Below are 21,104 nucleotides of genomic sequence, written 5' to 3'. Positions count from 1 at the left end.
CGAACTCCTGAAGCCGTGGTGTACGTCCGTCTAAGACATATGTCTAACAGAGTCTGACACGTCTGTCTAGAACAAATGTCTAAGACGCTGGTAGGGTCGGGTCATGGGAAATCGAGAAGACCTACTGGAAGGGGCTCGCCAAGCCGTCCTGGCCCGCGGACTGGCCAAGGTGACCGCCCGCGACATCGCCAAGGCCGCCGGGGTGAGCCTGGCCGCCATCGGCTACCACTTCGGCTCCAAGGATCAACTGGTGACCGAGGCGGTGACCATCGGAGTCGGCACCCGGATCGGCGACGACATGGACGCGGCCATCCGCGACGCGGGGGAGGGCCGCACGCTGTGGGAGTCGTTGGCCGCCACCTGGAACGGCTTCGTCGACGTGGTGCAGCGCAATCGGGACGGGCTCATGCTCAGCACCGAGAACGGCATCCAGATCGCGCGCGACCCCGAACAGCAGGGGTTCATGGCCGAGGCGAGCGCGCACGCGCACCGCGATATCACCGAGACGCTGCGCTCGGTGCATCCCGAGCTGAGCCGGCAGGAGGCGTCCGCGGTCGCCCGACTGCTGTTTCTGCTGTTCCAGGGGTTGGCGGTGCAGATGATGATCGCGCCCGGCGCCGAACTGCTCGACGGGGATTCGTTCACCACCGCCCTCGAGACGCTGCGCACCAAGTGAATCCGCCGGCTCCGTCGGCCTAACCCGGCGGCACGTGCCGCAGCCGGGTCATGGCGATGACGGCCAGCAGCAGTGCCGCGCCCGCGGCGATGGCGGCGGTGAGGTGCATGCCCGTGAGGAACGCGTGCTTGGCGGCGTCGGCGACCGCGCCGCCCACCGTCCCGGGGATGCCCTTGGCGACTTCCATTGCCGCGCCGAGGGTGTCGCGTGCGGCGTGGGCGTCGTCGGCGGGCAGGCCGTAGGGCAGATTGGCGTCGAGCTGGCTGCGATAGACGGCGATGCTGATGCTGCCCAGAATCGAGATCCCCAGGGCGCCCCCGAATTCGGCCCCGGTCTCCGAGAGTCCGGATGCCGCGCCGGCCTGTTCGGGCGGCGCGGTGCCGACGATGAGCTCGGTGGTGATCCCGAAAACCGGTGCCAGACCGAAGGACACCAGCAGCGACGCCGCGATGGTGAGTTCCACCCCGCCGCTCGCCCGGATCTGGGTGAGCAACAGCAGGCCCGCCGCCGCCATGGCCATCCCCACCCCGATCATGTGGGCCGGTCGCATGCGCTTCATGATGCGCGGGCCCAGCTGCGAGCCGATCATGAATCCCAGCCCGGCCGGGATGGTGGCCACGCCGGCGCGCAGCGGCGACATGCCCAGCACCAGTTGGAAATACTGGCCGACGAACAGCGCGTAGCCGAAGGTCACGAAGATGGCGACCATATTGATGGTGAGCGCGGTGCGGAAGCTGCTCAGCCGGAACAGTCGCAGATCCAGCATGGGTTCGGGGGTGGAGAGCTGACGGCGGACGAACACGATGCCGATGCCGGCCCCGGCCGCCAGGGCCCCGAGCGCGGCCGGGCCCGGACCGTCCTGTGCCGCCTTCTTCATGCCGAAGACCACCAGCAGCATGGCGGCCGTGCACAATCCGGCGCTGAGCAGATCCAGGCGACCGGCGTCGGGATCGCGGAACTCCGGTAGTACGCGGGGCGCCAGCACGATCAGCAGCACCATCACCGGCACCGCGAGCAGGAAGACCGAACCCCACCAGAAATGCTCGAGCATGATCCCGCCGGCCAGCGGGCCGACCGAACCGCCCACCGAATACGCACCGACCCACACGCCCACGGCAATGGAGCGCTGGGCGGCGTCGCGAAACATGGTGAATATCAACGAGAGTGTGGACGGGGCGAGGGTGGCGCCCGCGACGCCGAGCAGGGCGCGGCAGCCGATGAGGATCGGGGCCGAGGGCGCGAAGGCCGCGATGATCGAGACCGCGGCGAAGGCGGCCGCCCCGACCCGCAGCAGCCGCCGCCGGCCGATGCGGTCGCCGATGGTGCCCATGGTGAGCAGCAGCCCGGCTACCAGGAAGCCGTAAACGTCGATGATCCAGAGCAATTGGGAACTGGTGGGGCGCAGTATCTCGCTGATCTGCGGCACCGCCAGGTGCAGGACGGTGAGGTCCATCGAGTACACCAGGCACGCCAGCGCCAGCACCGCCAATCCGGCCCATTCCCTTCTTCCCACCGTGGTCCTGCCGCCGTTGGGAAGCAAGGGGGTAGGTGTGTCCACGATGACGTCCTCCATACACATGTCGACAAACGGGTCGACAATATTGATGTCGGTTTCAGGGTCTCATTTATTAACGTCACGCGGGGGTCTCGCTCGGTGTGTCGAAAGCCGTTTATCACAAGCGAATTCGCCTTAATTGCGGATGCACTTGCGGGTGTGCGTGCATCGCGTTGTATACATTCACGGCGGCTAAGAACCAACCGGTACGTCTTGCCAGGTGAGGGGTGCCGGACGGCGCGCTCGGGCGAAACGAGATTGGGGCGCAGCGGGTTCGGGCCGGGGCGGGAGCGCGTCCGGACGTGGTGATCAGCCGGGTCGCCGCCGACCTGATCGAGTGCCGGTACCTGCACCGGGGGCGCGCCCGCGCGGCGTCGATGTGCGAATTACCGTCTGTGCCTTCGATGAGAGATATTCCCGATGCGGCCTGCGCGATGCTGTCGAAACCGCGCCGATCGACCCTGTGAGCCGGTTTCGCCGCGGGCGGAAAGTTGTCCGTGCACAATTCGCGGCCGGAATTCGGTGGGCAGCGGTCCGAGCTGTTCCAATCTGCCCGGTCGGTAACCGGAGATGATTATGTCTGCATTGCTGATCAATTCGCGGAAAACGGGAAGACCGGTACGCAAATCGACTACAGTGGACCGCTTCCCCTGACAGTTGTCCAGAAACTGCCACGCGATCTTGGATGGCCGACGCGGGGCGATCCGCAACACATCGGCTCTCAACAGGGCCGATGCTCGCGTCACCCGGGCGATGCCGCGGCAGGAGGCCGCACGGCATACTCGATCGAATGACGGCAACCGATCTCACCGCGACCGACTGGCTGCGCGCCCTGCGGCCCGATCCCGCTCCCGCCACCGTGCTGGTGTGCTTTCCGCCCGGCGGCGGTTCGGTGACCGCCTACCGGGGCTTCGCGCAGCGATTCGGCTCGGGCACCGCGGTATTCGGCGTCCAGTACCCCGGCCGCCAGGATCGTCTCGGCGACGAGCACGTCCCGGTGCTGACCGAGATGGCCGAGCGGATCGCGGCCGACCTGCTGGCCTGGCCCGGTGATATCCGGCTCGCCCTCTTCGGTCACAGCATGGGCGCGACCCTCGCCTACGAGACCGCCCGGCGGGTGGAGGACGGTGGCCGGACGCTCGCGCGGCTGTTCGTCTCCGGTCGTCCCGCACCGGATTTCACCGAAACCGCCCGCCTGCACGCCGGTCCCGACGACGGTCTCATCGCCGATCTCGAACGCCTGTCCAACGATCCGGCCTCGGTGCGCATCCTGCGCGAGGAACCCAGCCTGGCCGAACTCGTACTGCCCGCGGTGCGCAGCGACTATCAGGCCGTGGAAACCTACCGCCACCGACCCGGTGCGCCGCTGCGCGCCCCCATCACCGCGCTGGTCAGCACCGCGGACCCGACGACGACCGTCGAACAAGCCGAGCGGTGGCGCGAGTTCACCGCCGCCGAATTCGAACTGGCGACCTTCCCCGGCGGTCACTTCTATCTCGACCTGCCCGAAAACCTGCCCGCCCTAACGGATCTCGTCACGCGCACGCTGGCGGGGTCGGTACAGGACCGCTCGAATCGCTGACCCGCGCGGCGTTCAGCCCAGGTACTCCGACTCGAGCACCCGGTCCTTCAGCAGCGACTGATACTCGATATGGGTGTCGTGCTCGACGGTCCGCCAGGTCTTGCCCTCGGCCTCACGCATGTACTTCAGATAGTCCGGAGCGCCCGGGACGCGCATATTGTCGGCGACGACGATCGTGCCCGGGTGCAGCCAGCCCGCCGCGAGGATGCTCTTCAGATCGGCCAGGTAGGCGGACTTGTCGTGGTCGACGAAGACGAAATCGACGGCGCCCGCGGTGATTCCGTACTCGTCGGTCAGCCGCTGCATGGTCGCGCCGCCGTCGCCGATGGTCCCGACCACCACGCTCACCCGGTCGGCGAGGCCGGCGTGGGCGATGATGGCGCGCGCCACCTCGGCATTGGCGGCGCTGAACTCGAGGGAGATCAGTCGCGCGCCCTCGGGCAGCAGGTGGGCGGTGCGCACGGCGCTGTAGCCGATGTAGGTGCCCAACTCCAGCACCAGCTTCGGCGCGGCCTTGCGCACAGCGGCGTCCAGCAGCAGGCCCTTCTCGTCGCCCACGTTCACCAGATTGCTGCGTGTGCGTGCGAACCGGTCGATGGCGGCCAGCACGCTCTCGGGATTGCCCGGCTCGGCGTTGGCCAGCACGTGATCGCGCACCGCCGCCTCGCGGCCGTCGCCGAATTGGCCGGTGCGCAGGAAGGTTCCGATACCCCAGACCGAACTGATCGCCGTGCGTACCGGATACACCACCCGTTCGCGCAGTACCGATCCGATCGATGTGCCAGCCATGAGAACTCCTTCGATTGCGTCGACCGCTACGGATTATGCCCGGCTGGAACAGGTTTCACCCGTGGGGGCGGTTGTCGGCGGCGTCGTCGGGCAGAACCACGGTGCGCAGAATGCGGCGGGTGCGGCCCGGCCGCGGGGTGTTGGCCAGGCGGGCGGCGATCACGCGGCCCAGATCGGCGGCGAATTCCGCGAATTCGGCGTCGTCGAGCCACAGGCCCGCCATCCGGTACCCCACGCCGTCGCGCGCGTAGTCGACCTCCTCGCGCGTGAGATACCGGTCGAAATCGGCCACCAGTCCGGCGACGAAGGCCATGAAGGCGCGGTGCTGATCCGGCACGCTCGCCTGCGCGAGTGCGGCGGGGTCCACGTGAACGGCGCTGAGGCGCAACCGATAGGTGCGCTCCACGGTGCCGCGTATCCGGCGCTCGGCGACCACCTCCAGCACGTCCGCGGCGACCAGGCGGGCGACGTGGCGGTAGAGGCTGCCCGGCGGCACATCGCCGAGTTCGGCGCTGAGTTCGGCGGTGGTCAAAGTCCGATCGCCCAGGAAGGCCTGCACGATCCGCAGCCGGACCGGATGCAGCAGCAGTTCGACGGAATCCACGAATCCGACGGTAACACCTTTACTATCAGGCTTGGTAATGTTCACAATAGTGATAGCAATGACTCGGCCGTACAGGGAGAGGAACCCGAAGTGTCGAACATTCCGGTCGCCGCGCTGGTGCCCTTGGTGGTGGTAGCGGTCGCGTTCGTGGGCTTCTGCTGGTACGACCTGTCCCGCAGCCGGGTCAAGTACCTGCCGAAATGGGTGTGGGCGATCATCTGCCTGATCAGCATTCCGCTGGGCGGGATCATCTACCTGATCGTGGGCCGCGATACGGCGTCGGTTCGTGGCTGATCCGCTGCTCGAGGTCACCGGGGTCTCGGTGCGCTTCGGCGATTTCGTGGCGCTCGACCACATCGACTGGCGCGTCGACGGCCCCGGCGTCGTCGGGCTCATCGGGCTCAACGGCGCGGGCAAGACCACCCTGATTCGCAGCGTGCTGGGCCTGCAGCCGGTGGGAGCGGGGGAGATTCGCGTGCCGATCGGACTGGGCGGGCTCGGATACTGCCCGGACACACCGGGTTTCGAGCCCTGGCTGACCGCGCGGGAAGTCCTCGCCCAATCCCGTGCCCTCGGACCCGTCCGCCACGGCGACGCCTGGAGCGCCGACGCCGCGCTGACGGCCGTGGACCTGGAACGGCACGGGCATCGCCGCACCGGCGGGTTCTCGCGAGGCATGCTGCAGCGCTTGGGAATCGCCGCCGCCCTGGTGCGCGGGCCTCGGCTGCTGATCCTCGACGAACCCACCAGTGCCCTCGATCCCGAGGGCCGTGCCGCCGTGCTCGCCCTGATCCGGCGGCTCGGCACGCGAATGACGGTGGTGTTCTCGAGTCATCTGCTCGCCGATGTCGAGGACCTCGCCGACCGGCTACTGGTGCTGCATCGCGGACAGCGCGCATTCGCCGGCGCCACAGCCGACTTCCTGGCCGGGCACACCGCCGCCCCTGCCCTGCGCATCGCCCTGACCGGCGGCCGGGTCATCGAGGCCGAACCCGCCGGCTGGGGTGCGGCGCTGTCCGACGCCGCCGCGCACAGCGGTGAGCTCGAGGACATCCGCCTCACGCGTCCCACCCTCACCGACGCGTTCTTCACGGCGATAGGGGAGCGGCCATGAACCGCACGGTCTTACGGGTCGAGTGGTACCGGTGGCTACGCACCCGCCGGGCGATCGCGCTGGTGGCGGCCTTCGCGCTGTTCGGTTTCGTCTCCCTGCTCGGAGCGAAATACCTGCCCGACCTGATCGGTCACTCCGACGAGATCCAACTGTTGCGGATACCCGACTGGCGAGACGGATTGCAGCAATACGTGAAGAACACCGGATTCCTGATCGCCGCCGTCGCCATGATCCTGGCCGCCCAAGCGAGCGCGGTACGCGCCACCGACCCCGTCGGCATCTACTACCTCAGCCGCGAAACCTCCCCCGTACGCGTGTACCTGCCCCGAATCCTGATGGCGGCCACAGTGATCGCGATAGCCGCAGCGCTCGGCGCCGCGGTGGCACTGTACGAATGCTGGGCGCTGTTCGGTTCCTACCCCCTGCCCGCGGCAGTGGGACCGCTTGCGCTGCAAGCCATCGCAGTAGTGCTGGTCGCCCTGTTCGCCGCCGCCCTCGCAGCCCGCCTCAGCTCCGCGGCCATCGCCGCCGCGATAACCGCCGCCATCTACGTGTGCTGCCTCCTCCTGTCCACCGTCCCCACGATCGCCCCCTACCTCCCCACCACCGCCCTCCAACCGACCGTCACCCCCGCCTTCCCGGTCGCCCACGCCGCCAAATCACTACTGCCACTAGCAATATCGACCGCCACGTCCCTCGCCCTCGTCCTCACCACTCCGATCCGCACGATCAAGTCATCCGCCTAGCCGCCCGTCCCCGCGACACCCGTGGTCTGCGTCCGCCGCCCGACCCAAAGAGAGGAACACCCGAGGCCAGCATCAGCGACACCGACGTGTTCCGTAGTCCCTTCCACGGGATTCGGCGCAGTCCGACGCGCTTGCGGATTCGCTGGAACTCGGCGGAATACCAGTCGGACCGGACCGGGTTCCCGTCCTCGTGCACCGCGACCAGCCGATCGTCGGACTATGGTGGACCCACGCCAGGCACTCCGCTTCCTGGCAGTCGTCTCAGGGCTTGTCCAACGTCGGTGCCAACGACATCGCCCAAGCGCTTCACCGCTTTACGCCGACGCCACCGGCGATGCAGTGACGTACGGTGCTCAATGGTGCGAGGCGGGGGCCGTCGGGCCACCAGTCGTCGCAGAGGACCAGGCCGGGTTCGACCATTTCCAGGTCGCCGAACAGGGCCTGGATCTGGGACCGGGTGCGGAAACGTCCCGAGCCCATAGGGCTGTGAACGAACTTCTCTTCCATCTTTCGGGCCAATGCGCTGTACTCGTCGACCTCGGGATCATAGAAATGGGCGATCGCCACGTACGACCCCTGAGGCAATGCGTCGATGTAAGTGCGCATGACGGCGTCGGCATCGTCCGAGGGATAGTGGTGGAGCGTACCGATGTGGATCAGCGCCAGCGGGCGGGTGAAGTCGAGTTGGTCGCGGACGGTCGCGTTCTCGAGTACATCGAAGGGCCGGAAGATGTCGGCGTCGACGATGCTGGTGGTGGAGTTTCCCGCCAGCAGGGCGCGGGCGTGCGCCAACACCATCGGGTCGTTGTCGACGTAGACGACGGTCGAGTGCTGGTTGACGCGCTGGACAACCTGATTGGTGTTCTCGGCGGTCGGCAGGCCCGAACCCAGGTCCAGGTACTGGTCGATGCCGGCCTCCTTGGCCAGGAACCGGCAGACGCGGATGAGGAAATCGCGGTTGGCCCAAGCCAATTCGGCGACGCCCGGGGCCACCGTGCGGACCTGGTCGAGTACCTGGCGATCGATCTCGAAGTTGTCCTTGCCGTTGAGGGCGGCATCGTAGACGCGGGCGATGCTGGCGCGGGTGGTGTCGACTCCTACGGGCACTGCGCTCGGGTAACCCGGGTCAGGCTCTGGCATCCCAAACTCCCCTTGTGTGTGCGGTTACGGAAACAGGTACTGCGAGTCTCTCGCATTCGGGACGATCTCGGACCAGATCACCACAAGGGAACCACCAATGCCATGGTGTGCCATGCTCTTCGGGATCAGCGGCTCCTTTGAGCCGGTCAAGGCGCGCGGCCATGAATCGCCCGGTACCCGGCGTCTTAGAAGGCTGCCGGGGGGACTCGATTGGCCCGGCGATTGCGCTGTGATCAGATAGCCGTTGCGTTCTCCAGGATGACTACGGGGATTTCGCGGGAGGTCCGGAGTTGGTAAAACCCGTAGTTGGGGGAGCGGCAGACGATGCGCGGCCAGAGTTGGGCGCGCTCGCTCGGATCCGCTGTGCGGGCGATCATTTCGCGGTCTATGCCGGAGATGTTGACCGTGACGCGGGGTTCGGCGCAGAGGTTGCGGTACCACTGCGGATGTCGGGGTTCTCCGCCGAACGAGGCGATCAGGATCACGCGGTCGCCTACGGGAATCGGGGTGCTCAGCATGGTGACGCGCGGCTGTCCGCTCTTGCGCCCGATGGTGGTCAGTCGGACCACCTTGGTGCCCGGGATCCCACCCAGCACTCGGCCTTTGGTGCTGTCGAACACGATCCGATGGGCATTGCTCGCGGCTCTGGCCGCCTTTGTCATCAAGCTTTCCATCCCTCGAGGATATTCCGTCTGGGACAGTTAGGGCAGTAGCTTCCGCGCGTCACCGGTGAAGGTCGTTGTCAGCGCCGCAATTCCAGCGTGCAGCACTTGGGTCCCCCGCCTGCCTTGCGCAGTTCGGACAGGTCCAGCGGGATGGGGTGGTACCCCCGTGTCGAGAGCTCGTCGATCAGTCCGGTCGCTTCGGCATTGATGACCACGTTGGCTCCGTCGCAGACGGCGTTGAGGCCGAGCACGTCCGCGTCGGCGGCGCCCGCGATGACGGCGTCGGGGAACAGATGCCGCAGCACGGCCTGGCTGCCTGCGGAGAACGCGCCGGGGTAATAGCAGACATTGTCGCCGCCGAGCGGGAACAGCGCGGTGTCGATGTGATAGAAGCGCGGGTCGACCAACTGCAGCGTGACCACCGGGCGGCCGAGGAACTCCTGGGCCTCGAGGTGGGCCGCGGTGTCCGTGCGGAAGCCGGTGCCGGCCAGGATCACCTCGTCGAGGGTGAGGAAATCCCCTTCGCCCTCGTTGACGTGTGCGGGTTCCAGGGTGTCGGTGAAGCCGTTGGCGCACAACCACTTCAGGTATGCCGGCCCTTCGTCGCCGCGCTCGGCGTGGGCGAATCGCGCGCCGTACACACGGCCGTCCACGACCAGTGCGCCGTTGGCGGCGAAGACCATATCCGGCAGCCCGTCGATCGGGTCGATGAGGCTCACCTGGTGTCCGAGCTCCAGGTAGGCCGCGTGCAGGGCGTCCCATTGCCGGATGGCCACTGCCCGATCGGCTCCGGTGGCTGGGTCCATCCACGGATTGATCGCATAGGTGACGGCGAAGTACTCGGGCCGGCACATCAGGTAGTGACGCTTGGTCGCGGTGCGCATGGCGGGGCGGGGGCCGACGGCGAGGGTCATGGGATTCCTTGGGGGAGTGGGGAAGCGGGCGAGCGCCCGAAAGCATGTTATGAAAATTACATCTAGCGCACAAGGGTAATGAAATGTAATGTCTCGTTCACCTCGGCGGCGCGTCTCGCCCCGGGCGGCAACAGAGAAGGAAACCTGATGAGCAGAGCCATCTCATCGCGGCCGATGGCCTGGGCCGGAGCGCTCTCCGTCGCATTGGCCCTCACCGCGTGTGGAACGGGTAGCGATGGCGCCGCGGCCCAACCGGAGTCGACCACGATCGCCGGGGCAACAGTCACCCGCGACCACGCGCTGCACGACGGGCTGCCCGCCTCGATCAAGAGCGCCGGCGCCGTCCGCGTCGCCACCGATGTGCCCTACCCGCCTTTCGAGATGTTCGACGGTGCCGACAGCCAGCGGATCACCGGCCTGGACTACGACCTGGGGCAGGCGCTTGCGACCAAGCTGGGCGTCCGTTTCGACTTCACCGCAACGAAATTCGACTCCATCGTGCCGTCGGTGCAGGCGGGGAAGTTCGACGTCGTGATGAGTGCGATGACCGATACCAAGGACCGGCAGCAGGTGCTCGATTTCGTCGACTACTCGGCGTCCGGCTCGGGAATCTTGGTCGCCAAGGGCAATCCCGAACACATCGCGACCCTGACCGACCTGTGTGGCCGGGCTGTCGCGGTGCAGAGCGGAACCAAACAGGCGAAACTGCTGCAAGACCAGAGCCCCTGCAAGCAGGCGGGCAAGCCCGAACCGCAACTGCTGGTGTTCCCCAAGGACGCCGATGCGCAGCTGGCGATCAAGAGCGGCAAAGCGGTCGCCGATTTCATGGACCAGCCCGCCGCCGGATATCTGGCGGCGACCGCCGAGAACGGCGCCGAGTTCGAGGTCGTCGCCGACCCGGCGTACCCGAATGGCGTCGATGCCACTCCGAACGGTATCGGCGTCGCCAAAAACCAGAAGGGACTGGCCGATTCGATCCAGCGGGCACTGCAGGCGCTCATGGACGACGGCAGCTACCACAAGATCCTCGACCACTACGGCCAGCGCGGCATCGCGATCATGAAGGCCACGATCAATGCCGCGGTGAACTGAGATGAGCGCAGCCGATACGACTCCCGCACTCGCCGAGCGCACCGTGCCGCAGACCCAGCGCCCGCGCCTGGACGCGGTTCCGGTCCGTGACTACGGGCAATGGATCGCCGCGGTGATCACCGTGGTCGCGGCCGGCGGAATCCTCTGGTCGCTGGGCAAGAACCCGAACATCCACTGGGGCGTGGTCGGTGACTATCTCGCTCGCGATCTGGTTTTTCGAGGCTTGTGGGTCACGCTGTGGCTCACCCTGGCCGCCATGGTGATCGGCGTGGTGGGCGGCACCCTGGTCGCGGTGATGCGACTGTCGGCCAACCGGGTGCTGTCCGGGGCCGCCGCGGTCTTCGTCTGGTTCTTTCGCGGCACACCGCTGCTGGTGCAGCTGATCCTCTGGGGCAATCTCGGTGCGATCTATCCGCGACTGGCGCTGGGGATTCCGTTCACCGGCATCACCTTTTTCGAGGCCCGCACCAGTTCGGTGATCGGGGCGTCGGTGGCCGCGCTGCTGGCGCTGGGGCTCAACGAGATCGCGTATGCCTCCGAGATCGTCCGCGCCGGAATCCAATCCGTGGACGCCGGCCAGACCGAAGCCGCGCAGTCGCTGGGCATGTCGGGCCCGCACATCATGCGCCGGGTCGTGTTACCGCAGGCCATGCGGGTGATCGTGCCGCCGATGGGCAACGAGACCATCACCATGCTCAAGTCCACCGCGCTGGTCTCGGTCATCGCGGGACACGACCTGCTGACCAACCTGCAGGACGTGTATTCCCAGAACTACCAGGTCATTCCGCTGTTGATCGTCGCCAGCATCTGGTATCTGGCGCTGACCTCGGTGCTGGCGGTGCCGCAGGCGTGGCTGGAGCGGCGGTTCGGCAAGGGGCACCGGGTCGGTGAGGGCGGATCCGGTTCCCTGCGCCGACTGGTCGGTTTTCGAGGAAGGGCTGCTCGATGAGCACACCGATGGTGCTGGCCGAGAACGTGCACAAGAGCTTCGGGCGCACCCGCGTGCTCGAGGGCATCGATCTGCGGGTCGAGCCCGGTCAGGTGATGTGCCTGCTGGGGCCGTCCGGGTCGGGCAAATCCACGCTACTGCGCTGCATCAACCATCTCGAGAAGATCGACGCCGGACGCCTGTCGGTGGATGGAGCGTTGGTCGGGTACGAGCAACGCGGAGATCGCTTGCACGAGTTGCGTCCCCGGCGAATCGCGCGTCAGCGTCGCGATATCGGCATGGTCTTCCAGCGCTTCAATCTGTTTCCGCATATGACGGTGCTCGACAACATTCTCGAGGCGCCGGTGAAGGTCAACCGGGTCGCGCGGACCGCGGCGGTCACCCATGCGCGTGAACTGCTCGCACGAGTGGGCTTGCGGGACATGGAGTCGCGCTATCCAGCTCAGCTGTCCGGCGGCCAGCAGCAGCGCGTGGCCATCGCCCGCGCGCTGGCGATGCGCCCGAAGCTGATGCTGTTCGACGAGCCGACCTCGGCACTGGATCCGGAACTGGTCGGCGAGGTCCTCGCGGTCATGAAAGACCTTGCGGCAGAGGGAATGACAATGATCGTCGTCACCCACGAGATCGGTTTCGCTCGCGAAGTCGGCGACATCGCGGTGTTCATGGACGGGGGAGTGGTCGTGGAAAGCGGCGATCCTCGCGAGGTGTTGGTTCGCCCACGGCACGAGCGCACCGCCGCCTTTCTGTCGAAGGTGCTGTGATGAGCTCGGAACTGCGTGAGCGGGTGACGGCCGCCTTCCCGGATTTCCTCCAGGATCTGCGACATCTGGTCGGCGTCGACTGCGGGACGTGGAACGCCCAGGGCGTCGACAAGATCGGAGACTTCTGTGCCGAACGGCTGACCGCATTGGGCTGCTCGGTCGAACGACGTCCGATGCGCCATCCCGACGGTCGTCCTCTCGGCGACCTGGTGATCGGCCGCCGCGCCGGACATCTGCCCGGGGGCAAGCGTTTTCTCCTGCTCGCGCACATGGACACCGTCTACGAGGACGGCACGGCCGCTGCCCGGCCATTCCGGGTGGACGGCCCGATCGCCTTCGGCCCTGGCGTCACCGATGACAAGGCCGGCCTGCTCGCCGGTTTTACCGCGCTGCGTGTCCTCATCGAGGACGGCGTCGAACCGTTTGCCGAGATCGTGATGGTGTGCAGTCCCGACGAGGAGATCGGGTCGCCCGCGAGCCGCCCTCACATCGAAAGTCTCGCCGCCGCAGCCGATATCGTGCTGTGCCTGGAGTGTGCGCGGGAAAACGGTGCATTGATCCAGGGGCGCAAGGGAATAGCCGACGTGCACATCACCGTGACGGGCCGTGCCGCGCACGCGGGCATCGAACCCGAGCGTGGCGCGAACGCCGCGCTCGCGGCCGCGCACCTGGTGATGGAACTGCAAGCGCTCAACGGAAAATGGCCCGGCACCACCGTCAATGTCGGTGCGATCACCGCCGGTACCCGCCCGAATATCGTGTGCCCCGACGCGGTGCTCGAGGGGGAAGTGCGTGCGACCACCTCGTCCGGGCTCGCGGCGGCGCTGGCGGAGATCGACCGCCTGAGCGCCCTCGAATGGGTGCCGGGCACCCGGGCCAGCGTGCGACGGCACGGTCAGGTCGAGCCCATGGAGGCAGCCGACGAACTGGTCGAAGCGGCCCGGCAGGTTGCTCGCGGCCTCGGTTTCGAGGTCGAGGCCGTGCTTACCGGCGGGGTCGCCGACGCCAATCTCGCCGCCGCCACCGGCACCCCGACCCTCGACGGCCTCGGCCCGATCGGTGGCGGCGACCACTCGGAAGGCGAATGGCTCGACCTCGACAGCGTCATCCCCCGAATCTGCCTGCTGGCCGGGCTGATTCAGCATTTCGACTAGGAGTTCTCGTGCAATCCCACACTTTTGCCCGTGGCGCGCTGGCCTGTGCGCTGGCCGCGGCCGTCGGTACCCTGTGGCCTACCGCGCCCGCCGATGCCGCCGGGCCCGGAACGCTCATCCTCGTCGGCGGCGCACTGGCCGACACCGATACCGCTGTGTACCAGGAGATCATCGCGAAGGCAGGCGGTTCGACGGCCAAGATCGGGGTGATCACCGCTGCTTCGATCCCCGAGAGCCAAGATCCGGACGCGGGCACCGACAAGGCGTCCAACAGCGTCGCCAACGGTGCGTACTATTCCGCCCTCTTGAAGAAGTACGGTGCGGCGGACGCCCAATGGATTCCGGTGGACCTCGATCACGTGGACGCCGCCGACAGTCAGACGGTGGTGGACCAAATCAACGGTATGAGCGGATTCTTCTTCGGCGGCGGCGACCAGTCGCGGCTCATCACGACGCTGTTGCACGGCGACGCCCACACCGACACTCGCGCGCTGGCTGCCATTCGCGCCAAGCTGGGTGCCGGGGCGATGGTGGCGGGCAGCAGCGCCGGCACCACCATCCAGAACGGCCGGGACATGATCACCGGTGGCGAGAGTTACGAGGCCGTCCGCGACGGCAGCAGCACCGGCGCGCCGTCCGGGCGCGCACTGACCTATCTGTCCGCCGGCGGATTCGGGTTCTTCGACAGTGATCTGCTCGATACCCACTTCGCCGTGCGCGGTCGGGAGGGCCGGCTCATTCGGCTGGCCGCCGATACCGGCCATCGACGTGCGTTCGGTATCGACGAGGACACCGCGCTCGAGGTCACCGGCGTGGGCGCGTCGACGCAGACTATGCGAGTGCTGGGCACCCACGGCGTCTCGATCTTCGACCTACGAAGCGCGAAAACCGGTAGCGCACAGGGAGAATGGTCCATCAGTGGTGTGCGGTGGAGCTACCTCACCGGCGGCGATCGTTACGATCCGAGTGCATGGTCGGTAACGCCCGATGCCGGCAAGTCCCCCTTTATCCCCTACTCGCAGTCGGCGGAATCTCCCAGCGACGACATCTTCGATTCCCCGGATAGCCACGGTCCGGGGTACACGCTGACCGGGGTCGCGCTCGATCTCGGCGAAAGCGGCCGTTCGAGCACCACCTACGGCCGGACCTACGAGGACAATCCGACCTTCGCCGTCGACCTCACGAAAAAAGACGGATACCAGATCCTCGCCACCGACAACCGGCACGCGGTCTCGTTCACCGACCTGACCGTCGACATCTCCGCCTCATGACGGTGCACTCACCGGCCTGCGCGGCGTCGATGGAACCCGCGGGCATTGCGGGCCGATACGCTCGGCGCATCGAGGAGGAAGGAACGCCCGTGACCGATCCCAGTCTGGCCGACACCATCCGGCAGCGTCTCGGCGAATTTCCGCCGTCCGAACGCAAGGTCGCGCGGGTACTGCTCGCGACCTACCCGACCGCCGGGCTGGAAACCAGTGCCCGCCTGGCCGAGCGGGCCGCCACCAGCGCTCCGACCGTCATTCGATTCGTCAATCGCCTGGGCTTCAACGGTTTTCCCGAATTCCAGCAGGCATTGCGCACCGAACTCGAACAGCGCGACGCCTCCCCGCTGACCCTCTACAGCGAGCCCTGCTCCGAGGGTGCGGCGCTGCTGCAGCAAAGCGCGGAGGTCTTCGGCCACGCCGTGCACCGCACCCTGACCGCCCTGCCGCCAGACGACCTACGCGCCGCGGTGGAACTGCTGGGCGAGAGCCGGCGCGTCCACGTCACCGGCGGCCGCTTCACCGGCCTGTTCGCCCACTACCTCCTGATGCACCTGGTGCAATTGCGCGACAACGCCTTTCTGCTGCCCGAAGCCACGGTCGAACGGGCCGCGAGCCTGGCGGGGCTCGGCAAACGCGACGTGCTGGTGGTGTTCGACTATCGCCGCTACGAGCCACAGCATCTCGCACTCGCCCGCATGGCGCGGCAAAAGAACTGCAAGATAATCCTTTTCACCGACACCTGGCTGTCGCCGGTGGCGTCACTGGCCAACGTCGTGCTGCCCAGCCAGCTGGACGCGCCCTCACCCTACGACAGCCTGGTTCCCACGGTGGCAGTCGTGGAAACCGTCGTCGCGGCGCTGCTGACCGCCTTGGGGGAGAGCGCTCATCAGCGCATGCTCGCCTGCGAGGCGGCCGCCAATCAGAGTGACCTGTACTGAATCTGGCTGTACCCGTCTGTTCGCTGCCGCCGTGCGGCACCCGATCCCGTCGTGCGCCGAGCGTTGTCGGCGCGCATTCTCACGGAGGACATCCACCTCATGAGCGATACCGCCGATTACCGCGCCCTGTCCGAGGCGTATTCGGCACACAACTATCACCCGCTGCCGGTCGTCATCACCGAAGCCGAGGGCGCCTGGGTCACCGATGTGGCCGGCAACCGCTACCTGGACATGCTGGCCGCCTACGGGGCGGTGAACTTCGGCCACCGCCATCCGCGCCTGCTCGCCCGGGCCCGCGCACAGCTCGACCGAGCCACCCTGGTCTCCAGGGCTTTCGACCACGACCAATTCGGCCCGTTCGTGCGCGATCTCGCCCGGCTGTGCGGCAAGGACATGGTGCTGCCGATGAACACCGGCGCCGAAGCCGTCGAGACCGCCCTCAAGACCGCCCGCAAATGGGGCTACGAGGTCAAGGGCGTCCCAGTCGACGAAGCCGTCATCCTCACCTTCGCCGGTAACTTCCACGGCCGCACCACCACCATCGTGTCGTTCTCCGACGATCCGATCGCGCGAAACTCTTTCGGCCCCTTCACCCCTGGTTTTCGCAGCGTGCCCTACGGCGATATCGAGGCCCTCCGCGCGGCCGTGGACGACCGCACCGTGGCCGTCCTGCTCGAGCCGATCCAAGGCGAGGCGGGAGTCGTGGTGCCACCATCCGGTTTCCTGACCGCAGTGCGCGAATTGTGCACCGCCGCAGGGATCCTCATGATCGACGACGAGATTCAAGCGGGCTTGGGTCGCACCGGCGCCACCTTCGCCGCCGACCACGAAAACGTGGTCCCCGATATCTACGTCCTGGGCAAGGCACTCGGCGGGGGCATCGTGCCGGTCTCGGCAGTCGTTGCCGACACCGACATCCTCGGGGTGTTCGGACCCGGTCAGCACGGATCCACCTTCGGCGGCAACCCGCTGGCCTGCGCGGTCGCGCGAGAGGTTGTCGCCATGCTCACGACCGGCGAATTCCAGGAGCGCGCACGCGAACTCGGCGCACACCTGCACCGCCGGCTGGCGGGCCTCCCCGACGTCAAGGCCGTCACCGGCCGGGGACTGTGGGCCGGCATCCAACTGCCCGGCGACGCCCGCCGGATCAGTGAGCGGCTCCTCGCCCGCGGTGTCCTGGCCAAGGAAACACACGGCACCATCATTCGCTTCGCACCGCCGCTGGTGATCACGCGCGAGGAGCTCGGCTTCGCCGTCGAGCAACTGGAATCGGCTCTGGCCGAAACGGATTGAGCCGCCGGCCGGCCAACCGAACCATGCCTTCCTCCGAAGCAAGGATGATCATGACCCACACACCGGCATTCCTGCATCCGCCGCGCCGCGAGCACGATCTCCTCGGCGAGATCGAGGTCCCCGCCCTCGCCTACTACGGTGCGCACACCGTGCGCGCGGTGCGCAACTTCCGCATCAGCGGCACACTCATTTCCGCCTATCCGCGCCTGATCGCCGCCCTTGCGGTGGTGAAACAGGCTGCTGCCCAGTCGAATCGAGAACTCGGTCTACTGGAACCGCGCATCGCCGACGCGATCGTCACCGCGTGTGAGCGCCTGCGCGCCGGCGAGCTGCACGATCAGTTCGTGGTCGACTCGATTCAGGGCGGCGCGGGCACATCGACGAACATGAACGCCAATGAGGTGATCGCGAATCTGGCGCTGGAAGACCTCGGGCGGCCCCGGGGTGAGTACGTCACCGTGCATCCTCTCGACCACGTCAACCTCGGCCAGAGCACCAACGACGTCTACCCGACCGCGGTCAAACTGGCTCTGGACGGGGCGGTCACCGCACTCGTCGCCGAGATCGCCGTGCTGCGAGCGGCGTTCAGCGCCAAGGCGACCGAATTCGCCGACCTGCTCACCATCGGCCGCACCCAGTTGCAGGACGCCGTGCCGATGACGCTGGGGCAGGGTTTCGCCGCCTACGCGGTCACTCTCGGTGAGGACGAGACGCGCCTGAACGAAGCCCGGCTTCTGCTCCACGAACTCAACCTGGGCGGCACCGCCATCGGCACCGCGCTCAACGCCGACCCCGGCTACCGCGAGCACGCACTCACCGCACTGCGTGCGCTGAGCGGCATCGAAACCCTCACCAGCGCACCCGATCTCATCGAAGCCACCCAGGACACCGGTGTGTTCGTGCAGCTGTCCGGCGTGCTCAAACGGGTGGCGGTGAAACTATCCAAGATCTGCAACGACCTGCGGCTGCTGTCCTCGGGACCACGCGCCGGCTTCGGCGAGATCACCCTGCCGGCTCGCCAGGCAGGATCCAGCATCATGCCCGGCAAGGTCAATCCCGTGATCCCGGAAGTGGTCAACCAGATCGCCTTCGAGATCATCGGCCACGACCTGACCGTCACCATGGCAGCCGAAGCAGGCCAATTACAGCTCAACGCCTTCGAACCCATCATCGCCCGCGGCCTGTTCGACAGCCTCGACCACCTCACCGCCGGCGTCACCACCCTGGCTGATCACTGCGTCCGCGGCATCACCGCCAACACCGAGCGATTGGCACACAACATGTCCACCTCCATCGGCCTGGCCACCGCTCTCAATCCAGCGATCGGGTACGCCAATGCCACCGCGATCGCCCGCCAGGCCCTCGAACAGGACCGCCCGATCACCGATCTCGTCCTCGAACAGGGTCTCCTCGACGGCACGCAACTGGCAGAACTGCTTTCCCCCGCCCGGCTCACCGGCCGGGTCACGGCCGGCCCCGGCGCGGAGGAGGCCTAACCCCGGACTCGCACCCGCAAGGAGCGGGCATCGCGTTCAGGATCTCCAACGTCTGCGTCAAGTGTCAGTGCGTCGCCGTGGTTGTCGCGCCGCGGCGGCGCGACAACCACGCCAAACCCGCCCAGGACACGAGCACGCAGATCACCACCAGCACCCGCACCTCCTCGAGCGCGCTGCGGGGGTACAGGACCCCGGTGATGTAGTGATCGATGAAGCCGCTCGACGGCAGGCCGGCCTGTCCGGCTCGATGCCGCGCCCAGTTCTCGAGGTTCGTCAGGGGGCATTCGAACTTGAACAGCACGGTGCTGAAACCCCATGCGACGGCGGCGAGGTGTAGCCAGATGGTCCGGGGCCAGCGCCAGGCGATGAAGCCGCCCACGACGACGTAGGCCACGAACACGAAATGCGTGATCGCGGTCGCGTCGGCCAGCAGCCGGTAGTCCATGATCCCCAGGATAGGCGGGGATTTCAAAATTTTTCGGAGAGCTTGTCGATCTTCGATGGCTGCCGTTCGACCTTGTCGTGAGAGGGTCGGACAGCGACCCGCGACAAGGAGGACCACCATGAAGTACATGCTCATCTGGCGTTCCAGCGATGAAGGCAATGCGGCCATGGCCGGCGCCGATTTCGAGAAGGTGCTCGAGTCGGTCGGACGCTACAACGACGAGCTGATCCGCGCGGGTGTGCTGCTCGCGGCCGAGGGGCTCGATCCGGAGCCGGGGGTGGTCGTCGACTTCTCCACCGAGCCGCCGCTGGTCACCGATGGGCCCTACGGGGAGACCAAGGAGCTGTTCGGCGGTTTCTACATCCTCCAGGTCGCCTCGCGGGAGGAGGCGATCGAATGGGCCAGGCGCGCACCGTCGTTCGGGCCCGGCTTCAAGACCGAGATCCGCCGGGTCACCACCATCGACGAATTCCCGCAGGACAACGAGTGGATCCAGAAGGAACGCGCGTGGCGCGAGTCCACCGGGCAGCTGTGAGCCGCTGACGCCATGACGGATCCGACCGGCCGGGACGCGGTGGCCGCGGTGTGGCGCATCGAATCGGCGCGCATCGTCGGCGCATTGGCGCGCTACACGGGCGATTTCGCGCTCGCCGAGGACCTCGCCCAGGAGGCGCTGGCCGAAGCGCTGGTGGCGTGGCCCCGCGAGGGCGTGCCCCGCAACCCGGCCGGATGGCTGCTGACGGTCGGGCGGCGGCGGGCCATCGACGCCTTCCGCCGCCGGGCCGTGCGCGACGACCGGTACCGTGCCCTCGCCCACGAACTGGGGGAGGGCACGGCCGCCACCGGTGCGCCGCCCGCGGAAAGCGCCGGCGCGGAACCGCTCTGGGACCCCGACCGCATCGACGACGACGTGCTGGCGCTGATGTTCGTGGCCTGTCACCCGGTCCTGTCCCGACCCGCGCGAGTGGCGCTGACCCTGCGCGTGGTCGGCGGCCTGAGCAGCGACGAGATCGCCAGGGTCTTCCTGGAGCCGACGGCGACCGTGCAGGCGCGCATCACCCGCGCCAAGAAAACCCTTGCGGCGGCGCGGGTTCCGTTCGCGATCCCGCCGGCCGACGAGCGTCTCGGGCGCCTGAGTGCCGTGCTGAACGTCGTCTACGTCATCTTCACCGAAGGCTCGTCGGCCTCCGCCGGACCGGAGCTGATCCGCCTCGACCTCGCAGCCGAGGCGTTGCGGCTGGCCCGGGTGCTGGCGCGACTGATGCCGGGCGAGCCCGAGGTGCACGGGCTGCTGGCCCTGCTCGAACTCACTGCCGCGCGGTTCCCGGCCCGCCTCGACGCGAGCGGGCGGCCGGTGCTGCTCGAGCAGCAGAACCGAATGCGTTGGGACCGGGCGGCAATCGGCCGCGGCCGCGCCGCCCTCGAGCAGGCGGCCCGCCTCGGGCGTGGGCTCGGGGCGTACGGCCTGCAGGCCGCCATCGCCGAATGCCATGCGGTCGCGGCCTCGGTCGAGGCCACCGACTGGGATCGCATCGTGCTGCTCTACGAAGCCCTCGGCCGACTCGCACCCTCACCCGTCGTGGAGCTCAACCGCGCCGTGGCGGTCTCCATGGCACAGGGCCCGGCGGCGGGGTTGTCCATCGTGGACGAGTTGAAAAGCGCTGCCGCACTACCGAACTCCGCGCTATTGCCCACTGTCCGCGGCGAACTACTGACCCGACTGGGCAGGGTAGGGGAGGCCCGCGACGAATTCGACACGGCAATCGCACTGTGCCACAACGCAGGGGAGCGCAGCGTCCTGGAGGGCAAGCGGCGTGCTCTGGAACAGGACTGAAGGCACTGTGGGCGGGGCCGCTACTTGGGTTAAGGACAAACATACCGTTACGGAAATATGCGCATCTAAACATGAATCACCTTATCCAG

General features: G+C 67.4%; 23 protein-coding genes. 15 read left to right on the top strand and 8 right to left on the bottom strand.

What is annotated here, in order from left to right:
• The first annotated feature begins 103 nt into the window (after window positions 1–103).
• Window positions 104–676 carry a TetR/AcrR family transcriptional regulator gene (locus D7D52_RS17725; protein ID WP_120737861.1) on the top strand — a complete coding sequence of 191 codons (573 nt, stop codon included), beginning with the start codon at window positions 104–106 and terminating at the stop codon, window positions 674–676.
• A 19-nt stretch (window positions 677–695) separates the two neighbouring features.
• Here the strand turns inward: D7D52_RS17725 and D7D52_RS17720 are convergent, their stop codons facing one another.
• Together D7D52_RS17720 and D7D52_RS40345 are read right to left on the bottom strand one after the other, a co-directional pair.
• Entirely contained in the window at window positions 696–2,216 is a 1,521-nt protein-coding gene (locus D7D52_RS17720) for an MFS transporter (RefSeq protein ID WP_425464680.1), read from the bottom strand.
• 401 nt (window positions 2,217–2,617) lie between these two features.
• Entirely contained in the window at window positions 2,618–2,977 is a 360-nt protein-coding gene (locus tag D7D52_RS40345; RefSeq protein WP_425464639.1) for a CoA transferase, read from the bottom strand.
• 44 nt (window positions 2,978–3,021) lie between these two features.
• On the opposite strand from D7D52_RS40345, the gene D7D52_RS17710 reads away from it, so the two are divergent.
• The gene (locus tag D7D52_RS17710) at window positions 3,022–3,813 is read left to right on the top strand and encodes a thioesterase II family protein (protein WP_120737857.1); all 792 of its coding nucleotides are present in this window, start codon (window positions 3,022–3,024) and stop codon (window positions 3,811–3,813) included.
• Window positions 3,814–3,825: 12 nt separating this feature from the next.
• Here D7D52_RS17710 and D7D52_RS17705 read toward each other — a convergent pair whose 3' ends face one another.
• Both D7D52_RS17705 and D7D52_RS17700 read right to left on the bottom strand, forming a co-directional pair.
• Window positions 3,826–4,602 (bottom strand): O-methyltransferase, encoded by a 777-nt coding sequence (locus D7D52_RS17705; protein WP_120737855.1) that lies wholly within the window; start codon window positions 4,600–4,602, stop codon window positions 3,826–3,828.
• A gap of 55 nt (window positions 4,603–4,657) precedes the next feature.
• Window positions 4,658–5,206 (bottom strand): helix-turn-helix domain-containing protein, encoded by a 549-nt coding sequence (locus tag D7D52_RS17700; RefSeq protein ID WP_120737853.1) that lies wholly within the window; start codon window positions 5,204–5,206, stop codon window positions 4,658–4,660.
• A 90-nt stretch (window positions 5,207–5,296) separates the two neighbouring features.
• On the opposite strand from D7D52_RS17700, the gene D7D52_RS17695 reads away from it, so the two are divergent.
• The 3 genes from D7D52_RS17695 to D7D52_RS17685 are packed head-to-tail and all read left to right on the top strand — an operon-like array spanning window position 5,297 to window position 7,066.
• Complete coding sequence (locus tag D7D52_RS17695) at window positions 5,297–5,500, top strand: PLDc N-terminal domain-containing protein (RefSeq protein WP_222932845.1); 204 nt, start codon at window positions 5,297–5,299, stop codon at window positions 5,498–5,500.
• Window positions 5,493–6,320: an ABC transporter ATP-binding protein gene (locus D7D52_RS17690; RefSeq protein ID WP_162958379.1), complete on the top strand. Its 828-nt coding sequence runs from the start codon at window positions 5,493–5,495 to the stop codon at window positions 6,318–6,320. Before D7D52_RS17695 ends, D7D52_RS17690 begins: the two co-directional genes overlap by 8 nt.
• Complete coding sequence (locus tag D7D52_RS17685; RefSeq protein WP_120737849.1) at window positions 6,317–7,066, top strand: hypothetical protein; 750 nt, start codon at window positions 6,317–6,319, stop codon at window positions 7,064–7,066. The genes D7D52_RS17690 and D7D52_RS17685 overlap by 4 nt, the downstream gene beginning before the upstream one ends.
• 306 nt (window positions 7,067–7,372) lie before the next feature.
• Here D7D52_RS17685 and D7D52_RS17675 read toward each other — a convergent pair whose 3' ends face one another.
• The 3 genes from D7D52_RS17675 to ddaH all read right to left on the bottom strand — a co-directional run bounded on the left by D7D52_RS17675 (window position 7,373) and on the right by ddaH (window position 9,785).
• Entirely contained in the window at window positions 7,373–8,173 is an 801-nt protein-coding gene (locus D7D52_RS17675; protein ID WP_246023916.1) for an SAM-dependent methyltransferase, read from the bottom strand.
• A 266-nt stretch (window positions 8,174–8,439) separates the two neighbouring features.
• On the bottom strand, window positions 8,440–8,880 hold the full coding sequence (locus tag D7D52_RS17670; protein WP_120737845.1) for a nitroreductase family deazaflavin-dependent oxidoreductase: 441 nt from the start codon (window positions 8,878–8,880) through the stop codon (window positions 8,440–8,442).
• Between the two features lie 68 nt (window positions 8,881–8,948).
• Window positions 8,949–9,785: a dimethylargininase gene (ddaH, locus tag D7D52_RS17665; protein WP_222932844.1), complete on the bottom strand. Its 837-nt coding sequence runs from the start codon at window positions 9,783–9,785 to the stop codon at window positions 8,949–8,951.
• Window positions 9,786–9,932: 147 nt separating this feature from the next.
• Between ddaH and D7D52_RS17660 the strand changes: the two genes are divergently transcribed.
• From D7D52_RS17660 to D7D52_RS17625, 8 genes are all read left to right on the top strand, one after another.
• Window positions 9,933–10,877, top strand: a complete 945-nt coding sequence (locus D7D52_RS17660; protein WP_120737843.1) for an ABC transporter substrate-binding protein — start codon at window positions 9,933–9,935, stop codon at window positions 10,875–10,877.
• Between the two features lies 1 nt (window position 10,878).
• Window positions 10,879–11,826, top strand: coding sequence for an amino acid ABC transporter permease (locus tag D7D52_RS17655; RefSeq protein ID WP_120737841.1), 948 nt, complete (start codon window positions 10,879–10,881; stop codon window positions 11,824–11,826).
• Complete coding sequence (locus D7D52_RS17650; protein WP_281279206.1) at window positions 11,823–12,587, top strand: amino acid ABC transporter ATP-binding protein; 765 nt, start codon at window positions 11,823–11,825, stop codon at window positions 12,585–12,587. The genes D7D52_RS17655 and D7D52_RS17650 overlap by 4 nt, the downstream gene beginning before the upstream one ends.
• Window positions 12,587–13,741: a M20 family metallopeptidase gene (locus D7D52_RS17645; protein WP_120737839.1), complete on the top strand. Its 1,155-nt coding sequence runs from the start codon at window positions 12,587–12,589 to the stop codon at window positions 13,739–13,741. Before D7D52_RS17650 ends, D7D52_RS17645 begins: the two co-directional genes overlap by 1 nt.
• 8 nt (window positions 13,742–13,749) lie before the next feature.
• The gene (locus D7D52_RS17640) at window positions 13,750–15,012 is read left to right on the top strand and encodes a cyanophycinase (RefSeq protein ID WP_222932843.1); all 1,263 of its coding nucleotides are present in this window, start codon (window positions 13,750–13,752) and stop codon (window positions 15,010–15,012) included.
• Between the two features lie 89 nt (window positions 15,013–15,101).
• The gene (locus D7D52_RS17635; protein WP_120744199.1) at window positions 15,102–15,947 is read left to right on the top strand and encodes a MurR/RpiR family transcriptional regulator; all 846 of its coding nucleotides are present in this window, start codon (window positions 15,102–15,104) and stop codon (window positions 15,945–15,947) included.
• 99 nt (window positions 15,948–16,046) lie between these two features.
• On the top strand, window positions 16,047–17,240 hold the full coding sequence (gene rocD / locus D7D52_RS17630; protein ID WP_120744198.1) for an ornithine--oxo-acid transaminase: 1,194 nt from the start codon (window positions 16,047–16,049) through the stop codon (window positions 17,238–17,240).
• 50 nt (window positions 17,241–17,290) lie between these two features.
• Entirely contained in the window at window positions 17,291–18,736 is a 1,446-nt protein-coding gene (locus D7D52_RS17625) for an aspartate ammonia-lyase (RefSeq protein ID WP_120744197.1), read from the top strand.
• 64 nt (window positions 18,737–18,800) lie between these two features.
• Here D7D52_RS17625 and D7D52_RS17620 read toward each other — a convergent pair whose 3' ends face one another.
• Window positions 18,801–19,181 carry a DUF2784 domain-containing protein gene (locus D7D52_RS17620; protein ID WP_120737835.1) on the bottom strand — a complete coding sequence of 127 codons (381 nt, stop codon included), beginning with the start codon at window positions 19,179–19,181 and terminating at the stop codon, window positions 18,801–18,803.
• 118 nt (window positions 19,182–19,299) lie between these two features.
• Between D7D52_RS17620 and D7D52_RS17615 the strand changes: the two genes are divergently transcribed.
• Together D7D52_RS17615 and D7D52_RS17610 are read left to right on the top strand one after the other, a co-directional pair.
• Window positions 19,300–19,716, top strand: coding sequence for a YciI family protein (locus tag D7D52_RS17615; RefSeq protein WP_120737833.1), 417 nt, complete (start codon window positions 19,300–19,302; stop codon window positions 19,714–19,716).
• 12 nt (window positions 19,717–19,728) lie between these two features.
• A complete protein-coding gene (locus D7D52_RS17610; protein ID WP_120737831.1) occupies window positions 19,729–21,015 on the top strand; it encodes an RNA polymerase sigma factor in 1,287 nt (428 codons plus the stop codon).
• Window positions 21,016–21,104: the final 89 nt, after the last annotated feature.

Source organism: Nocardia yunnanensis (genome assembly GCF_003626895.1).
GTDB lineage: Bacteria > Actinomycetota > Actinomycetes > Mycobacteriales > Mycobacteriaceae > Nocardia > Nocardia yunnanensis.
Note: the sequence above shows the minus strand (reverse complement) of the source record. Positions and strands in the feature narration are given on the sequence as shown.